12 protein-coding genes are annotated in these 18500 nt (G+C 45.1%); 5 read left to right on the plus strand and 7 right to left on the minus strand.

Features of this window, described 5'->3' with window-relative positions; all coding sequences use genetic code 11:
• Nucleotides 1–407: 407 nt before the first annotated feature.
• Nucleotides 408–734, minus strand: a complete 327-nt coding sequence (gene trxA / locus CIK80_RS08545; RefSeq protein ID WP_062845604.1) for a thioredoxin — start codon at nt 732–734, stop codon at nt 408–410.
• A 372-nt stretch (nt 735–1106) separates the two neighbouring features.
• Here trxA and CIK80_RS08550 point away from each other — a divergent pair, with 372 nt between their 5' ends.
• Together CIK80_RS08550 and CIK80_RS08555 are read left to right on the plus strand one after the other, a co-directional pair.
• Nucleotides 1107–1820 carry an RluA family pseudouridine synthase gene (locus CIK80_RS08550; protein ID WP_095569677.1) on the plus strand — a complete coding sequence of 238 codons (714 nt, stop codon included), beginning with the start codon at nt 1107–1109 and terminating at the stop codon, nt 1818–1820.
• Nucleotides 1821–2065: 245 nt separating this feature from the next.
• Nucleotides 2066–3685 (plus strand): NAD(P)/FAD-dependent oxidoreductase, encoded by a 1620-nt coding sequence (locus CIK80_RS08555; protein WP_095569678.1) that lies wholly within the window; start codon nt 2066–2068, stop codon nt 3683–3685.
• Between the two features lie 168 nt (nt 3686–3853).
• Here the strand turns inward: CIK80_RS08555 and CIK80_RS08560 are convergent, their stop codons facing one another.
• Nucleotides 3854–4801 (minus strand): D-2-hydroxyacid dehydrogenase, encoded by a 948-nt coding sequence (locus CIK80_RS08560; RefSeq protein ID WP_095569679.1) that lies wholly within the window; start codon nt 4799–4801, stop codon nt 3854–3856.
• 363 nt (nt 4802–5164) lie between these two features.
• On the opposite strand from CIK80_RS08560, the gene rapA reads away from it, so the two are divergent.
• Both rapA and CIK80_RS08570 read left to right on the plus strand, forming a co-directional pair.
• Nucleotides 5165–8053, plus strand: coding sequence for an RNA polymerase-associated protein RapA (rapA, locus tag CIK80_RS08565; RefSeq protein ID WP_179288358.1), 2889 nt, complete (start codon nt 5165–5167; stop codon nt 8051–8053).
• Nucleotides 8054–8432: 379 nt separating this feature from the next.
• Complete coding sequence (locus CIK80_RS08570; protein ID WP_062845599.1) at nt 8433–9335, plus strand: acyl-CoA thioesterase II; 903 nt, start codon at nt 8433–8435, stop codon at nt 9333–9335.
• Nucleotides 9336–9472: 137 nt separating this feature from the next.
• Here the strand turns inward: CIK80_RS08570 and mutY are convergent, their stop codons facing one another.
• The 4 genes from mutY to CIK80_RS08590 form a co-directional block, all read right to left on the minus strand.
• Nucleotides 9473–10756 carry an A/G-specific adenine glycosylase gene (gene mutY / locus CIK80_RS08575; protein WP_095569680.1) on the minus strand — a complete coding sequence of 428 codons (1284 nt, stop codon included), beginning with the start codon at nt 10754–10756 and terminating at the stop codon, nt 9473–9475.
• A gap of 245 nt (nt 10757–11001) precedes the next feature.
• Complete coding sequence (gene ylqF, locus CIK80_RS08580; protein ID WP_095569681.1) at nt 11002–11958, minus strand: ribosome biogenesis GTPase YlqF; 957 nt, start codon at nt 11956–11958, stop codon at nt 11002–11004.
• Nucleotides 11959–12169: 211 nt separating this feature from the next.
• A complete protein-coding gene (locus tag CIK80_RS08585) occupies nt 12170–15304 on the minus strand; it encodes a DUF2339 domain-containing protein (protein WP_179288359.1) in 3135 nt (1044 codons plus the stop codon).
• A gap of 212 nt (nt 15305–15516) precedes the next feature.
• The gene (locus CIK80_RS08590; protein WP_095569682.1) at nt 15517–16254 is read right to left on the minus strand and encodes a dienelactone hydrolase family protein; all 738 of its coding nucleotides are present in this window, start codon (nt 16252–16254) and stop codon (nt 15517–15519) included.
• 236 nt (nt 16255–16490) lie between these two features.
• Here CIK80_RS08590 and CIK80_RS08595 point away from each other — a divergent pair, with 236 nt between their 5' ends.
• Nucleotides 16491–17018 (plus strand): YcgN family cysteine cluster protein, encoded by a 528-nt coding sequence (locus tag CIK80_RS08595; RefSeq protein WP_257011775.1) that lies wholly within the window; start codon nt 16491–16493, stop codon nt 17016–17018.
• A gap of 87 nt (nt 17019–17105) precedes the next feature.
• Here the strand turns inward: CIK80_RS08595 and CIK80_RS08600 are convergent, their stop codons facing one another.
• Nucleotides 17106–18470 (minus strand): DUF4105 domain-containing protein, encoded by a 1365-nt coding sequence (locus CIK80_RS08600; protein WP_095569684.1) that lies wholly within the window; start codon nt 18468–18470, stop codon nt 17106–17108.
• Between the last annotated feature and the right edge of the window lie 30 nt (nt 18471–18500).

The following is an 18500-nucleotide window of genomic DNA, read 5'->3' on the forward strand; positions in this document are numbered from 1 at the left end:
TACACGTCAGCTTATGTACGGATTGCAATCGTTTGATGCAAGGTAATAAGAAATAAAGGCAAAGAAGGCCACATAAGAGTCTGCGTCAAAAACTCAGTATCAGTAATTGTGTTCAGTCATTTCGTTCAGCAATGGTGTTTATAATGACGATTGTGTTTTTGTTGATAAACACGAGGAGAATAGCAATAAGACACTTAAGAAAACCGTTAGTTTTCTGTTGTCAGCAGACTATACGGTCTTCACAATGACGTTGTCAATAAATTTTGCCAAAAAAGTCATATAATTGAGTTTTTTGCATAAAAAATAAGCAAAAAAGCCATCATCTAAGACAGATGATAGCTTTCTGAAACATAGCATTACGTTGTAAAACGTGAACATCAAACGGGTTGATACTAACGAGTATTAACTTATAAATGCTTGTCTAATACTTTAGCCAATTCCGCTTTTGGCTGTAGACCCATGACTGAATCTACTTTCTCACCGTCTTTGAACACAAACAGTGTTGGGATGTTACGGATACCAAAACGGCTTGCTGCTTGTGGGTTGCTGTCCACATCAACTTTGACGATTTTAACTTTACCTTGGTATTCAGTCGCCAGTTCTTCTAAAATAGGCGCAATGGCTTTACATGGACCGCACCAAGCTGCCCAAAAATCTACCAGTACTGGTACATCTGATTGTAATACGTCTTGGTCGAAATCTGTATCGGTGGTGTTAACAATAAGGTCTGACATAATATTATCTCTCTTGTTTTATTATTTCTGTTAGCGTGTATCTCTCTCTATAGTGGTGTCACAATAGAGGATAAGAAGCCAAAGAATGGTTTAGAATTGGTGAAAATGTGCGATTATATTAACATGTTTGGCAGCGATTGGCAGAGGTATGCCAGTTAAATTGCTCAACAATTACTATTAGCACAATAAATCAAAACATAACAATACAGGTTATGGTTTGTCTGTCACCTATGTTTTCTAGCATTCTCTTAAACTTACATTTATATCTAGTTTTTTCTCCTTAATTCAAGTGCTTACCCGTTTTGTGTTCACCCATAATAACTGGTTCATAACTCAGTACGCTCAAGTCCAACCACATAAGTAGCTCATTTTATGCCTTTTACCGATGAAGAAGTCCTTACTCTAAACGCTCAAGAAAATGCTTATCCGCTTGAATTTTTTCAGACCTTTGCGCAAAACATTACCGTCTACGAAGATGATGATATTTGGGTGGTCGATAAACCCGCAGGACTGCTAAGTGTCGATGGCAAAACGCTCAAGGTGAGCCTGCTTGCTCGGCTTGAACGTGCCAATCCGGCGGTTAAACTGATTCATCGCCTTGATATGGATACCTCAGGGCTGATAATTTTTGCCAAAAATGCTGCTGCGCAGACCCATATCAGTAAGCAGTTTATTGAGCGATTGCCACAAAAAAAATACCAAGCACGTGTTTTTGGGCAGTGGGAGAGTGTGGGTGCCACTGGTGAGATATCTGTGCCAGTACGTTATGAGCCGCTGACAAAACCGCGCCATATCGTCGATCCTGACTGGTCAAAGCACGCGCTGACCTTGTATGAAGTCGTGGCTCATGAAGAGTGCGGTGGTCAACCAGTCACGCGCGTCATGTTGAAACCCGTGACAGGTCGCAGTCACCAGTTGCGCGTACATATGGTACATGTTGGTCATGTGATGATTGGTGATCCCATTTATGCTGAAGGTGCTGCATTAGAGATTGCGCCAAGGCTTAACCTGCACGCGCAGCAATTACGCCTCAAACATCCCACGCTTGGGGCATGGATGGACTGGGAAAGCCCATGTTCTTTTTAGCATGACATAAGTACTCGTAGGTTTGGGTTGTTAGTAATAGTCAATCCAGAACAGAAGTGGTACATACAGTTGTGATGTTCTACTGGTATAAATTTTTCTCACTGGCTGTTCGCAAGCGTGACAGAGGTTTCAAAAAATTCATCCCAGTAGAACTGTACTCTTTTAAAATTGATAGGCTATATAAACATGATTGCTTAACAAAACCATGCAAGGCAAGGATGCATGCCACTACAAGGATAATAAATATGCTTGACATGACTTCTGCCAAACAGGCGCTCAAAAACTGTTTTACCTCTAAAAAACCGTCAAACGTGCCAGTAGATTATGAGGTGCTGATCATTGGAGCAGGTCTTGCTGGCGTTGGTATGGCATGTCGTTTACAGCAGCGACAGCACAAGAATCTATTTGGTCGTAAAGGCGCCAATAAAGCAACGCGTAACCAGTCGCCTAAGAAAAAGACAGCTCAGCGATTTGTGATATTAGAAAAACGGGCAGATTTGGGCGGAACATGGGACTTATTTACCTATCCTGGGGTTCGCTCTGATTCTGATGCACTGACCTTTGGTTATGGCTTTCGCCCGTGGCTGGATCACAGAATGTTGGCAAAAGGCGCGGATATCAAGCGCTATATTGCCGATACCGCGCGCGAGTTTGGGGTGACGGAGCACATTCGCTACCAGCACGAGGTGCAGCAGCTGTCTTGGTCAAGTACGACCCAGCGCTGGACGGCGATGGTAAAAAACCAGAGTAGTGGTGAAGTGTTTACGCTAACCGCCCATTTTGTCGTGGGTGCTACTGGCTATTACGATTATGAGCAAGGCTATAGACCTCATTTTGAGAAAGAAGAGGCGTTTCGGGGTCAGATAGTGCATCCGCAGCATTGGCAAAATGTTGATTACGATGACAAAAAAGTGGTGATTATTGGCAGTGGCGCGACGGCGATGACACTGTTGCCAGCGCTAGTCGATCAAGAAAGCGCGCAATGCGCACGGCATGTGACGTTATTGCAGCGTACGCCAACCTATGTGGCCAGTGTACCGGGCGATGATTATGCGCTTGATTGGCTGTCTGGTAGTCTGTCACCTTTATCAAAAGAGCAAGCTTATACTGTGCTGCGTGCCCGTAATGTACTGATGCAACAAGGCATTTACCGAGCGGCTATCTTTGCACCAAGAGCCATGAAAGCGATATTAAAACGTGGGGTCAAAAAAGAGTTAAAAGGCAGTAACGTAGACGTGGCGCATTTCTTACCCAGTTACAATCCTTGGGATGAGCGCTTATGTGCCGTGCCAGACAGTGACTTATTCAACGCGTTACATCATAAGCGTGCCGATATCGTCACCGATCAAATAGATTGCTTTACGCAAACAGGAATCAGGCTTAAGTCAGGTCAGCATCTAGAGGCGGATATCATCGTCACGGCGACGGGTCTAAAGATACAAATGCTTGGCGGTGCCAGCGTGTATATCGACGGTCAGGCAGTCGATATCGGCAGTCGCATGACCTACAAGGCGACCATGATTGAAGGGATACCAAATATGGTCGCTCTGTTCGGCTATACCAATGCTTCGTGGACACTAAAAATTGATCTGGCGTGTCAGTATGTCATGCGCCTGCTGGATTACATGCATAAGCATCGTTATCAAGTGGCATTACCACAAGCAAAAACCGACCATAGCGAGGCACACATTCAAGAAGATACCGTGATGGGAGCGTTATCAGCAGGGTATGTGAGACGAGCAATAAATGAGCTGCCCAAACAAGGCGATCGCTATCCTTGGTACGTGACCAACAATTATCTTAGTGACCGCGTGATGCTCAAATATCGTCAGATAAAAGACGATTGGTTGCATTTTAGTCGTTAAAAAATACAAGGCGTTATCAGGCAGAACGGGTATAAATTTTTCTTGCTTACTGTGCCTATGGCGACAGAGGTTTGGTAACATTTATCCCGGTTCTGCTAATTCCTTTTATACTAACCTAATGGTGTAAAGACTTGGCCACAACCAAGTCTTTAATACTGAGATTATCAGTTATTTTGACTGCTTATCAATAAAATCAGTCACTTGTTTGCTGAGCATTTGCCACAAGGTTTCCTGCGCGCTTTTGCTGCCCCAAGCATTGTGCGGGCTAAATATCACACGTGGATGATTGGAAAGGGTGAGTAACGGATCATCATTTGCGATTGGCTCTTGTTCAAACACATCGCTGGCATAGCCGATGATTTGCTCATGGTTGATGGCATCGGTCAGTGCTTGACTATCGACAACCCCGCCTCGCGCCACATTGACGATGAGTGGCTGTTTGGTCATTTTTGCCAACGTGTCTTTGTTAATAAGATGCTGAGTCTGTTCATTTAGTGGACAGTGCAGGGTAATGACGTCCGAGCGGGCGAGTACCTCATCAAATGCTGTGTAATCTTCATTACGAGGCGCTTGTCCTTGATGCTCGGCCCATAAAACGGTCATGCCAAAGGCGCGAGCAATATCGGTGACGCGTTTGCCAATCGTACCAACCCCAATGATACCAAGTGTTTTGTCTTCTAAATCAATGAGCGGAATATCAAGCAGACAAAAATTACCATTGGCAAGCCATGTGCCATCAGCGACTTTTTGATGATAGTGAATACCTGCGCGCATTGCCGTTAGCATCAGCATAAAGGTATGCTCAGGGACGCTTTTGACGGCGTAACCAGCGACATTGTAAAGTGCAACATCATGCTTGTCGCAAGCCTCTTTATCGACGTTGTTCATGCCTGTGGCCGTCAGCTGAATCAGCTTGAGCTTTGGCAAGCTTTCGATGACGTCAGCGCCAATTTGGACTTTATTGGTGATGATGATCTCGGCATCTTTACAACGCTCAATAATGGTGTCGGTGTCTTTTGGCGTGTCGTTATATGTGATGTAGTCACTCACGCCTGCTGGTGCGGGTAAGTCAATACCATCAGAAAAAGTGCCTTTGTCTAGAAAAACCGCTTGCATGCGTCATCCTTAGTTATTGTTTTGAGTTTATATTGAAAGCCGTGAGCGTCTTAATGTAGCACGTGACAACGCTTAGTCAAATATCAGCTTAGTACTTAGTTAAATCTCAGCTTAGTCAAAAACGAATCTGCTAAATATCTTATAATATCAATGGCTATCGCACCCCCTCTCTTGAAAATTCAACTTAACGCACTCATCTAGCCGCTAACGTTATATAATGGTTCGGTTTAATGGCTGGTTTGTTTTATGTGAGCGTATCGCGCATCCGAATGTTGATGTGGTGATGCGTGAGTCACTTTAGCCGTATGATAGCCACCATCGCTATTTATTTTCTTATCATCTGAGTACAAAAGACATCGCCCTATGACTATTTCTATTGCTTCATTGCACAGCACCGAATTCGCCGTTGGTCAACGTTATTTATCTGATACGGAGTCCGAGCTGGGCTTGGGTGTGGTCATCGATGTAGACGACCGATGTGTCCATATTTTATTTCCTCAAAGTGAAGAGACACGCGTCTATGCCAAAAACTCTGCGCCTTTATCACGCGTGGTGTTCAAAATTGGTGACAGTATTTATGATCAAGACGGCAAATGCTATACAGTCAATGCGGTTGACGAAGTCATGGGCGTACTTAAGTACGGTGTCGATGAGCACGAAAGAGGCATTATGGAGACCCGTCTTGCGGCCAATATTACGCTAGCAAAGCCGCTTGAACGTCTGCTCGCTGGTCGTATTGAGCGCGGTGATTGGTACGAGCTGCGTCAAGATATCTTGCGTATGCAATCAGCGCTTGCCGGTCACCCATTAAAAGGCTTGATGGGCGCACGTGTCGATATTATCGAACATCAACTCTATATCGCGCATGAAGTGGGCAAACGTATCGCGCCGCGTGTGTTGCTAGCCGATGAAGTTGGCCTTGGTAAAACTATTGAAGCAGGTTTGATTATTCATCAGCAATTACTCACGGGTAAGGCTGAGCGCGTACTGATTTTAGTACCAGACAGTCTACAGTATCAATGGATGATCGAGCTGCGCCGCCGCTTTAATCTGAACTTTGCGCTGTTTGATTTGGTTCGTACTGCTGCGCTTAAAGAGCACGATCCTGAACAAAACGTCTTTGCCACTGAGCAATGTATCATCGCTGGTATGGATCTGCTGCTTGACCATCCTGACTTGTATGACCAAGCGATGGAGGCTGGGTTTGATTTATTGGTCGTCGATGAGGCGCATCACTTGCATTGGGATGAAGCGCAAGGCGGCAATGATAAATATGACCTAATTGCAGACTTTGCAGAAGAGACGCCAGGCGTCATGCTATTGACCGCGACACCTGAGCAGCTTGGCGCGCAAAGTCACTTTGCCCGTTTGCGCCTATTAGATCCTGATCGTTTTGATGATTTAGATGAGTTCATCGATGGTCAAGAAGCATTTGCTGAAACAGCTGCAGTTGCTAGCGTGTTGATAGAAGACAAGCCAGTAAGTGAGGGTCAAATTGCCGCGTTGAGTAGTTTGTTAGACATCAATATTGACGAGCTTGCAGCAATCAACGACGATGAAAAATTGCGAACCTATGCGCTGAATGAGTTACTCGATCGTCATGGTACGGGCCGTATCTTGTTCCGCAATACACGTGAGAGTGTAAAAGGCTTTTATGGTCGTAGCAGTCAACCATACCCACTGCCATTACCTGACGCTTGGAAAGACAGCTATCAAACCAATGGCAAATTGCGTGAGCAGCTATGGGGCGAAGAGAATCAACCTGATGGCGGCTGGTTAGAAGATGACCCACGTGTGCCTTGGTTAATTGACATCTTAAAAGGCGATCTCAAACACAATAAAGTGTTACTGATTGCGCGTAGTGGCGCGACGGTTGAGAGTTTAGAGGCGGTATTGCGCTTACATGCAGGTATTAAGACGGCTATCTTTACCGAGCAAATGACCTTACTTGAGCGTGACCAAGCGGCTGCGTTCTTCGCCGATAGTGAAGGCGCACAGATATTACTGTGTTCAGAGATTGGCTCTGAAGGTCGTAATTTTCAGTTTGCAAGCCAGCTGATCTTGTGGGATTTGCCTGCCAATCCAGATACGCTAGAGCAGCGTATTGGTCGCCTAGATCGTATTGGGCAAACACAGCAAATCATGCTACATGTACCTTATGTACAAGGCACGGCGCAAGAGCGTCTGTACCAATGGTATAACGATGCGCTCAACATGTTTAATCAGATTTCACCAACCGCTCAAAGCGTGCAAGAGCAATATATTCAAGAGCTAAAACCAATGCTTGAGGGTGCGGATACCGATGACAATCGTACCACTTTACAAAATGTCATTGCAGAGGCACTACAGACACGTTTGGGGCTAGAAGCTCAGCTACAAGCCGGCCGTGATCGTCTGCTTGAGTACAATTCGTGCCGTCCGCGCGTTGCAGGGCGTATCGCTGATGCCATGCGTGATTTTGATAGTCACAATTTATTGCCGCAATTTATCGAGCGCTTCTTTGCCTCAGCCAATATCGATCACAATATTCAACGTGATGGCTCATGGGTCATTGCCCCGATTGATAGCACTGAGATCAGTGATTATATCGATGGCTTGCCACTGGGTGACGAAGACGGCATGACGCTGACCTTTGAGCGTGAGCAAGCGTTACAGCGCGAAGATATTGACTTCATCACGCATGAGCATCCATTGATGCGTGCCATCTATGAGCTGGCGAGCACCAGCACCTTTGGTAATACCACGGTTGCCATGCTAAAAAGTGCTGCAGTACCACAAGGCATGGTATTGCTTGAAGTGAATTTTCGTGTGGAAGCGATTGCGCCAAAAGTCCTGAATCTGCCAGCGACATTGACCACACAGAACATTCGCGTCTTTATCAGTGAGCAGGGCAGCGATTTGTCAGCCCGTATCAGCGCCGACATGATTATGCCGCATATTGAGCGTTTGGATAAAAATCGTGCGCGCCAAGTGATTAAAGTGCGCGGGGATGTGATTGAGCAGCGTTATTATGAAGCCGAAGACATTGCTCGTGAGCAACTAACAGAGATTGGTGCGCAGGCAAGCGCGCGCTTTAGCCAGCAATGGTCACGTGAAATCAAACGCCTCAAGCATCTGCAAACCATCAATCCTAACGTACGCCCTGAAGAGATTGAGCGTCTAGAGCAACTAAAAGCGCAAGGAGAGCAAGCGCTCGGTAATTTATCCTTGGTGCCAGATTCTATTCGTGTATTGGTCGCCGTAAAACCTTAAACTTGAAACAAAAAAACGAGATGCCACCGAGTATCTCGTTTTTTATCATCTATATTGCTTGTGTAGACAGGGCGTTTTGTATCATCGCCGTTAAATAAATCGAGCGATACTTGTAAGTAAGCGCTTAGTCTCTAGTCAAAGCAACCAATATTGGGTAATATGTTTACCTTGCCAAATTGTAACACATACCTAGGTAATGAATGCTTAGTGATAGCACTGCTATGACTGTATTTTCTGTTCTAAAATCTCACTTGCGTGTTTTAACAAGTGATTTCATATTATTGTAAATTCAAACGCAACGGATCTGTCGCAATATCATAACCTTATTGATATCGATAGCTGCTGTGCGTTTTTTATAAAAATAAGGAAACATATCGTCATGTCCGATTATTCGCAACTGATTGATGAGCTGCTCGCTACGGTAGCGCTTATTGAAGTGACCCCTGATGTTTTTGAGGGTAAAAGCCATGACTATGTTGGCAGTCGTATTTTTGGTGGGCAGGTACTCGCCCAAGCGATGATGGCCGCAGCGCATACGCTGGATCAAGATAAACCATGTCATTCATTGCATGGATATTTTTTGCGTGGTGGTGATATCAATCAGCCTGTCATCTATCAAGTGCGCCGATTGCGAGATGGTCGCAGTCTGTCAGCGCGTGAAGTGACGGCGATTCAATACAAAGAAGTACGTGGCAAACCACCAGTGGAGCAAGTCATATTTTCGATGATTGCCTCGTTTTCACCGATGGAAGAGGGCCTTGAATATCAAGAAGATATGCCCGTTTATCCGCCACCTGAAGATTTGCTGGCAGAGCAGGATTTAAAAGAAGAATACGTGGGAAAAGTCCCAGATGCGCTCAAAGCACGCTTTATGCGTCGTCGTCATGTGGAGATTAAACCAGTCAAACCGCGTGACCCGATTCATCCAGAGCCTATGAAACCCAAACAAGCCAACTGGTTGCGTATTCGTGAGCTGGGCAATCAACCGGTTGCTATTCAACAGGCGCTTCTTGCGTTTTCATCGGATTTTTATCTGGTCGGTACAGGATTAATGTCCCATGGTGTGAGCTTTATGACCAGTGGTTTGCAAGCGGCCAGTATTGATCATTCGATGCACTTCCATCGTAATTTTGATTTGAACGGATGGATGCTGTACGACATGTGGAGTGATACAACTTCTAATGCCAAAGGTCTCAATCACGGACAATTTTGGCAGAATGGCAAGCTGGTTGCCACCGTACAGCAAGAAGGTTTGATGCGTTTGCGTGTGCCTAAATCTTAGAGTCTAGTCTTAAAATCTAGACGAATATTGTAGAACCTTGAATGATAAAAAGTTCTAAGCCCTACCTTTAAAGATATTTTTAAAAATAGCGCTTAGAGTTTTGCATTAACATCAACGTTTAACTATCGATTCTAGATTTACCGCTCAATAATTTTTTCCATAGCGCGAGGCAGACCCAAACTGTCTCGCGCTTTTCGTTCGTCGAGCCATTTAAAGGCGATCTCAGCCGCTGCCAGTTTATTATTTAGCTCGGTTATTTGTGCCGTATCAACCGTCAGTTTCCGCGGCGTCAAATACCAATGAAAGTGCGTGAGTGAATGCTTGATAGGGTCGTCATCCAGCAATGTGCGACTGGTCGATGCGGCGACTAAGTTGTTTTCTATCAGCCATTCATTGATAATTTGCTCAGCCGTGGTAAATTCTGCCTCATATACTTTTTCATGACTGCGTACATCACTTGCCACACTTGATGGCTTATCCTCGTTATTTTCTGGTTGTTTAATGGCAGTATTGCCATTCATCTTACCATCAACTTTTTCTACAAATTGTAAGGGCAAACTCCACAATCCGCCCCAGATGCCATTATCAGGACGTTGTAGCCAGAGGATGTCACCATCTGTACTTTCAATAAGCAACGCATCGCTAAACTTGCTCGGTTTGGGCTGCTTTTTGGCTTTGACAGGATAATCCGTTTCGCGCCCCTCGGCATGTGCCAAGCAATCGTCTTTTAAGGGACACAAGAGACAAGCAGGTTTGCTGCGCGTACATAAGGTTGCGCCCATGTCCATCATCGCTTGCGCGAACAATCCCGAGTTCTCTTTTGGCGTTAAACGCTCCGCTAGTGCCCATAATTCTTTAGTCGTGGCAGACTTGGTAATGTCACCATCGATGGCTGCCCAACGTGTTAGAACCCGTTTGACATTGCCATCGCAGATGACGCCATAACGGTGCAATCCCATTGCCATAATCGCGCCTGCGGTCGATGGCCCAACGCCAGAAATCGCTTCCCAACCCGCCAAAGTCTGCGGAAAATCTCCTGTCTCATCAATCACTGCAACCAGCTGCTTAGCGCCTTTGTGCAAATTACGGGCACGCGCATAGTAGCCAAGTCCTGCCCAATGCTCGGCAACCAAATCCCAGTCGGCTGCGGCCAAATCTTGCACCGTCGGAAACGTGTCCATAAACCGCGCAAAGTAGGGCAGTACGGTGGTGACTTGCGTCTGCTGAAGCATGACTTCGGATAGCCAAACGATATAAGGATTTGGTGTATCAGTCTGGTGCTGTTGCCATGGCAAATCATGGCGACCATTTTCGGCAAACCAGTCGAGGAGACGCGGGGCGAAGGAGTTTAGAGAAGGAGTGGCGTGGTTAAAGATTGTGTCTAATGGAGTAGCGTTTGAATTGACAGTTGGCTGGGTCATAGGCTCTATTATTTAGTTTTTTGAAGGTGTTTAATTATACCTGATATGCGTATTTGCTACGACCCAACTTTGACGTAATGCTATGAAATAATATAATAAAAATAACTACTTAACGATAGATGGAGGCTGAAAATTATTTATAGCATAAGTGTTAGCGCAAAATTTGATTAAAGCAAAATACGAAAAAGCCCATGAGGGCTTTTTTATAGAAGATAATTTTTTAAGAAGCAAGTTTTAAACCAAACCTACTTCCGATTCTGCCTTGTACGCTTTTTGCGTAGACGTTTTTCTTCTTCTTTTGCTTTGCGTTTCTCTTCTGCGGCGATGCGCTGCTCTGCAACGACGATTTCTTCCGCTTCAATCATCGCTGGGGTTTCAAGCGTGATACGCCCGATCTTCGCGCTACGCAGTTCATTGATGAGAATCTCAGACATGCGGTAGGTATCGACTTGGTTGCCCGAACGCACACAGCCACGATTGCGACCCGCTATTTCAAAAAACTCCCAGTCGGTCTTGGGTAGCTCGTCAATTTTATAGCGAGTCTTTAGCAGCTCAGGATAGGCGTGCATCAAATACTCAGCGGTGTAGCTTGCCACATCAGCGAAATCAAACGCGGTATCGCGAATACCGCCCGTCGCGGCTAAGCGATAGCCAGAATTTTCATTTTCAACCTTTGGCCATAGCATACCAGGCGTGTCGTAGAGCATGATGTCATCGTCAAGTTTAATCAGCTGCTGAGATTTGGTCACCGCTGGCTCATCACCCGTCTTTGCCACAGCGCGCCCCGCCAAGGTATTAATCAAAGTAGATTTGCCCACGTTTGGAATACCCATAATCATAGCTTTGATTTGACGGCCTGTGCCTACTTTATTGGGAACAAGGTGTTTGCAGATGGCGATGATGCGTTTGACATCGTTTGCCTTGTCGGTATCGCACGCAATCGCTTTAACACTGGTTTGCTGCTCAAGGTGATCCATCCACGCTTGGGTCAGCTCAGGGTCAGCAAGGTCAGCTTTGTTTAGGATTTTGATGACGGGTTTTTCGCCGCGCAACGCTGCGACCATTGGGTTTTCACTACTATAAGGAATGCGCGCATCAATCACTTCGATGACCACATCCATCTGCGGCATGATTTCTTTGATTTCGTTGCGGGCTTTGTTCATGTGCCCAGGGAACCACTGAATACTTGCTCTCTTATCCATCTGACTTCATAACCTTTTATAAAAAATGCTAAAAGTAAAACAATGAACGTTTACTTTCTAATGATGCCAGTTTACTACAGAACCCGCATGCTCACGACACAATTTCACACGGGCACGACGTAAAGCCACTCTTGAGACTGATCTATAGTGAATCCTAAATAAAAAAGGGGACAAACTTAACGTTGGCAGCACTATAGTTATATTGGGTTGACTACACTTGCTCTTTATCGGCTGGTGGCAGTGGCGCCAAATATCCAATCAATAGTATTAAACTGCCCGCGCCAAGGAAAGATATTACCCGCCAAATCGCTTCGGTCTGTGACAAATCGACCAAGACCAGTTTGAGTACGACAATGCCGAGTAGCCCAATCCCCATAAACCAAAGTGCGCGTTGCCAGTAGCGACTGGCAATAATGGTGGCAACCAATGCGAGGAGTGTCCATAAAATCGTCAGCCCTGTCTGCACTTGCTCGCTGTTCCATGCGCCGCCCTGAGCGCCGTCCCACAGTGGTGTACCAATAAAGGCATGTAGCGTTCTGATTAACATACTAGATATCAGCCAAAAACTGATCAATCCCAAGATAATGAGCAAATTTTCCGTGGTTAATATTTGCTGGCGTTTGGCAATCGTATTTGAGGCAGTTAAAGGGTCAGCGTGGCGATGTTGGTACAGGTAATACAGACTAAAACCAGTCAAGAGTATCAGCCACGAGGTGACATCATATAAGTTCAACAGTGAGAAATAGGGCAAATTCCAAATCACACCATCATACGACCAGTTGGTGATAATGACCCAAAGTAATGCAATCGGAGTGAAAACAGCCGCGCAGTTGAATAGAGCCTGTTGCAAATCAAACCAGTACAACCATCCGTGAGGCTGCACATCATTTACTTGCGTATCTTGCTTATGATTATTGTCAGAACGATTATTACCAGAATAATTATTAATAGAGCGATAGCCGAACCACAATCCTGCCAATATTAAAACAGCAGGGATTAAGAGAGCCATGACGCCATCAGAGTCGGGTAGTCCATAGTGAGCGCCAGCTGCGATAAGTAAGATCCCTGTGCCAAGCCAACTTGCTTCAGAATAGCGTGATATATCACCAGCAGCATGCCACGTCTTTAACCAAAGCTGACCGGCAATCAACCAACCAGCTACTAGAATTGCAAACACCAGCCATTGTGTTGTCGTCCACAGTAAATCCTGCTCAAACTTCTGCGGCAGTTGTAGTACCAACATCGCATAAAACAGCCATGATAACGAGCGGCTCAGATGTCTAATCTCTGACCATGATTGATACCGATCAATCAGCCAATAAGCCGACACACTTATGAGCGCGGCTAGCGCCATGAGCGTTGTTGTGGACTGCCAAATATCAAACCAATGATCCCAATCAACCATCAAAACATATAGCATCCAGACCACTGCCGTAAAGGTCAAAAATGAGATTACTTTAGGACTGTGCCACACAAATTTGAATACTTGGCTTTGACTATCGATTGAGCGCAACCATTGGTGAGCGGCACTTGTGCTGATGCCTAAAGAATCAGCATAAGTAGAGATAGTAGCTGACGCAGGTTCTGATGCGTTGTCAGATTTGACAGTGAATACCGTCGGTGAGTTGCTGGCGCGTAAGATAAAAACAGTCGCCAGATAACTGAGTGCCGAAATACTCAAGGCCAATACAGGATAGTCTTTACCCGTAAATACGGCTGTCGTCACAAGCATGCCAATGCTAATAAGCTGCAATAATAGACCAAACAATACGGACCATGCGCGTAATGAGCGCCTACCAAACCAAACCAGTGCCAGTCCTTGTATGGACCAACCAAAAGCAATCCATTCTGCATCAAGCACCAAAGGCACGACCAATGCTAAAAACCCAAACCCAAGTGCCAACATGCCTTCTGTAATTAAGGCATAACGCTGACTGCGCTTGATAAATATCCACCCCAAACCAAAATAAACAGCCGCAAAGATTGTACTGGTCATCGATAAAGCATTGGGAATATCATCTAGTAAGGCCGCAAACAATCCAAAAGCAAGCAGAGGCACGGAAAATAATAAGCCTGTATCGATAGGAAACAGATACGTCGTCTGTTCCTTATCCGAATTTTTTAGAGTGTCTGTTGGCTCATCGGTTGGGTGAGTGCTATTGAATGCAGATTCATTGGAGGTGTTATAGCTGATAATTTGCTGCGCGTAGCGAATGACGACGAAGAGGTATAGAAGCCAGTGTAACGCGACTAGCAGCACCAATGACCAGCGCTGTGATTGAATGACAGCTGTTAAATTTTCACTTATGCCCCAATAGTAGGCCAGCCCAAAGGTCACGCCCGCCCCAAACAGATTCAATATTTTCCAAGGTCGATAATGAGCAATCACCGCGATGGTGACATTTAATAAAAGGTAATAGCTGAATAATACCACCAAGCTGCCTGTGTCTTCACTGGTCAAAATAGGGGCAAAAAACCCACCAGACAATGCCAGTAATGCAAGCGGAAAAGCGTTTTGCCGAACTGCCAATGCAATAGTGACAGCTGATAATACGCCGAGTCCAATAAAGCTTGGTATACTCGGAAGAATTTGATAAACGCTATAAGCAAAGAAGGTACTCAGATAAGCAATCGCGAGACCTGTGCCTTGTAAGGTAATCCCATAAGAAAACCGTTTGGCCGTCAGTTTATAGCCAAGTCCTGCCAATCCAAGCCCCGCAACACCAATTGCCATGAGCTTAGTCGCAATAGAAATCTCAATATATTCGCTCAATAACCTTAGCAATAACACTACACCCACCAGCAATACCAAGACGCCAACTCGTACGACTAAATTCCCACCAAAAAACCAATTTTTAATAGAATGAATCAACGATGTGACCATTGGCAATGAACGCTCATCAGGTTCTATGGGCGAGGTCAGTTCTCTATTTTTTGCTGTGGCTGTTGTGGCGGATTGATCGTTGACTAACGGACTGCTGTCTAATGAATCAGCACTAGAAGTAGATGATGCAAGATCGGTTGTAGCAATGGTTGGGCGAGATGGTGGCCATGTAGGTGGCTTAGCAGAGCTATCTACGGATAAGTCTTGTTGATTAAGAAAAGGGTTATCAATGTAATTGTTTGCAACAGAGCCATCGTCTCTATTTTTTTTATCAGCTAAGTCAGCGTGCGCAGACGTTGTATCACGCGTTTTTTGTTGCTCAAGCGCTATTTGTAGTTTTAATACATCGCGGCGTAGCTGCTTGACTTGCTGACTTATCCTACTATATAACGCGACAACCACAATCAGTAAAGCCGTAAAAGCCAACCAGCCCAGCTGCGTTATCAAGAGATATAACATCATCGTCACTCAATCTGTCTCATAATAAAGGGATAATGACGCTATTTACTGAGAAGTACAAGCCTGCCTATGTCACTTGAATCCTCGAATGACGGACAGCAATAAAAAATTGATACTAATAAAAAAAGGTCAGCTTAATGATTAAGCTGACCTCTCATGGATTTCTTATTGGCTCTAATATTACAAAGCAGTTGTTTTATATGCTTGAGCGAAAATTATGCCAAGTTGGTTTTCATGAACTCAAGCATGTTTTCCCAGCTTTGCTTGGCAGCCGCTTCATTGTAGCCAAGATCTATCTCATTTTTGGCAGCCTTTTCGTCTGCATGCGGGTTGGTGAAGCCATGTTTGGCATTGTCATAGACATCAATTGTATAATCAACATCAGCAGCATCTAGTTCGGATTTTAGACCTTCAACCGCGTCCATAGACACCATTGAATCATCACGACCATGAGCAACCAATACTTTTGCTGTGAAGTTTTTATCTGCTGGCTGCTTGGCTGATAGATTACCATGGAAAGTGGCGACGGCTTTTAATGGCATGGCTTCGCGTGCCATATCGAGTACGATTTTACCGCCGAAGCAGTAACCAATTGCGCCCAAATTATTACCATCGACTGCCAGTTGGTCGCTAAAATCATTGAGAATCAAGCGGCAGCGCGCCATTAGCATGTCTTGATCGGCAGTTACTTGCTCCATCCACATGTTTGCCATGGACGCATCAGTAGTAATTTTGCCTTCACCATAAACATCCATAGCCACTGCTGCATAACCAGCTTTGGCTAAACGCTCGGCCACTGATTTTGTATGATCGCTGATTCCCCACCATTCTGGAGCAACTAAAACACCAGCAACGGGATGATCGTCAGAGGCGTTTTCTGGGAGCGCAACATAGCTGATAAGTTCAACATTGTTTTCGGTTGTGCTGATTAATTCAAAAGTCTTGATTGACATATTATTGTCCTTTTTTATGTTATGAGTTTTGGTTATCTATATTATTTATAGTGTCTCGTTTTTTACTTTTACTACCTTAACGCCCATGACAAGCAAAAACAGCTATAATACTGTAACGCTCTTTATCAAAATGCTACTGCACATTTATGACTATCAATTTGTTAAACAAAGACAATACCAATTCGACTACTGAATCAGAGTTTTTATCAAACCCTCACTCAGGTGCTCAGCCAAATATGCAGGTAGAACCATCTGTGACTTTGTTTCCTGAAACCAAAGCCACTGCATCCTTGCGTCCAGAGTTTTGGTCGCGATTTGCATTGAGCGAGTTGAATCACAGTGAGTGGGAGGCCTTGTGCGATGGCTGTGGCAGTTGCTGCTTGATTAAGTACATTGATGAAGACGAAAATGGCGATGTGGATGAAGCGTTGGTTGAATATACCGATGTGACATGCCAGCTGATGGATTGTGCGACGGGCTATTGTCAGCATTACGCCACGCGCCAAGAGCACGTACCAGATTGTATTCAGTTGACCATGGAAAATTTGCCAAGCATGATGTGGCTGCCATCACACTGTGCCTATAAGCGCTTGTATAAAGGGCAGACGTTACCAATTTGGCATTTGTTATTGACCGGGGATGCAGTGCTCACACAGCAGCAAATGCGTGCTGCCAACGTTGGTGTGGCTGGGCGCTGCGTGAGCGAAACGGGCATGAGTGATGAAGAGATGGAGATGCGAGTGGTCAATTGGGTAAACCCTTAACCTGCATGACTTTTCTGTTACTACTCTCCCATTATTTTTCACTATACCTAATCATGACATCCAAGCCCCATACCAAACCTAGCGATATTATTGAGAAATTTGAGCGGTAGATTGTGCATTTGCCTCAGCAGATGCTTGCGAATCGGCAAGTGGGGGAATAGGAATGTCTTGACGAATCTGCTGAGAAAACGCACGGCCATTATCATCAGATGTGGCACCAGATTGATTATCAAATCCGAGTGCTTTTGGATTAATGTGGGTGCGTTCATACCATGTGTCCATCGACCAAGGCTGATTGTCATTTTCGGGCGCTGCATCTAACATACCGACATCATATAGGTAATTGGGTAGCCAACCTGATACCCAAATTCGATAATCCCATGGCAGGCGATCGCCACTAACAATACGTGCCATATAAAAAATGATATTGGTACAGTTACTGAGCAGCGTATTGTACCAGTCGGGCGCAGCATTTAGGTCATCAGCAGCAGTCAAATAAGCTTCAAATAACGATCTCACCTCATGCTGTTGCAAATGACTGACAGGAAACAAATACACTTGCTCACCGCGGGCGTTACTACGAGTATAAATAATGTCGCGCTCTTCGGCGGCAATCAGGCTTAACTCATAACGCCTAAAAAATCCTGCCAACGCAGAAAAAGATTCGCCTTTCTCTTTGCGAATCTCAAACGAGAAGGCAAGTGGTTTATCATTCTCAAAGCGAAAACTGACCAAGGTATGGGCAATGAGTGGTCCCATCCAATAAGAGTTGGTCACATCAACACCAGACAGCTTGGACAAATCGACCGTGCGCGTTTCCCAATGCGCCGTTGCTTCGGTATCTGTACGCCAATCAAAATTACGGACGTTGGTGAGCGTAATTAAATCAGGGTTGGCGGCATCACGCTTATAATCTACCCGCTGACTGACTTCAGCCATCCAGTCACGATCTTGTTTGGGTTCGATAGACAAAAACCAACCAACCCCTGCAAACCAAGTCGCAGCATAAATCCCTGTCAGCCATTTAACACGAGTGCTTTTGTAAGAGTGGCTGTCTGCATTGTGGTACGAGGTAGCGTTTTTTTTAGTAAATAGGGTTTTATCAAAAATTTGAGGCCAGTAACGCGCTGCAAGCAATGTGGCTAACAGTCCAACCACCACAACCGTTGTCAGCCAAGTGATGGCGCTGGCTATCCCAAATTGATACCAAACAGCCAGCAATAACCAGATCGCAGACAATATCAGGGTGAGGGCAATAAAAAATTGAACGATGTAGTGTCGCCATATAGATAACCTGCGTCGATGCCCAAATACCTTATTTTCTCTACCAGGGCTTTGGTTTTCTTTGCCGTGATTTTGGTTTTCTCTGACGCGACTATGTGAACCATGATTTGACTGGCGGTCATTAGAGTGAGAACTAAACAGGCGGGAGAAAAACGAACGTAGCGACATAAGGATTGCTTTGATAGACACAGGTTTTGA

The organism is Psychrobacter sp. JB193, assembly GCF_002285555.1.
Taxonomy (GTDB): Bacteria; Pseudomonadota; Gammaproteobacteria; order Pseudomonadales; family Moraxellaceae; genus Psychrobacter; species Psychrobacter alimentarius.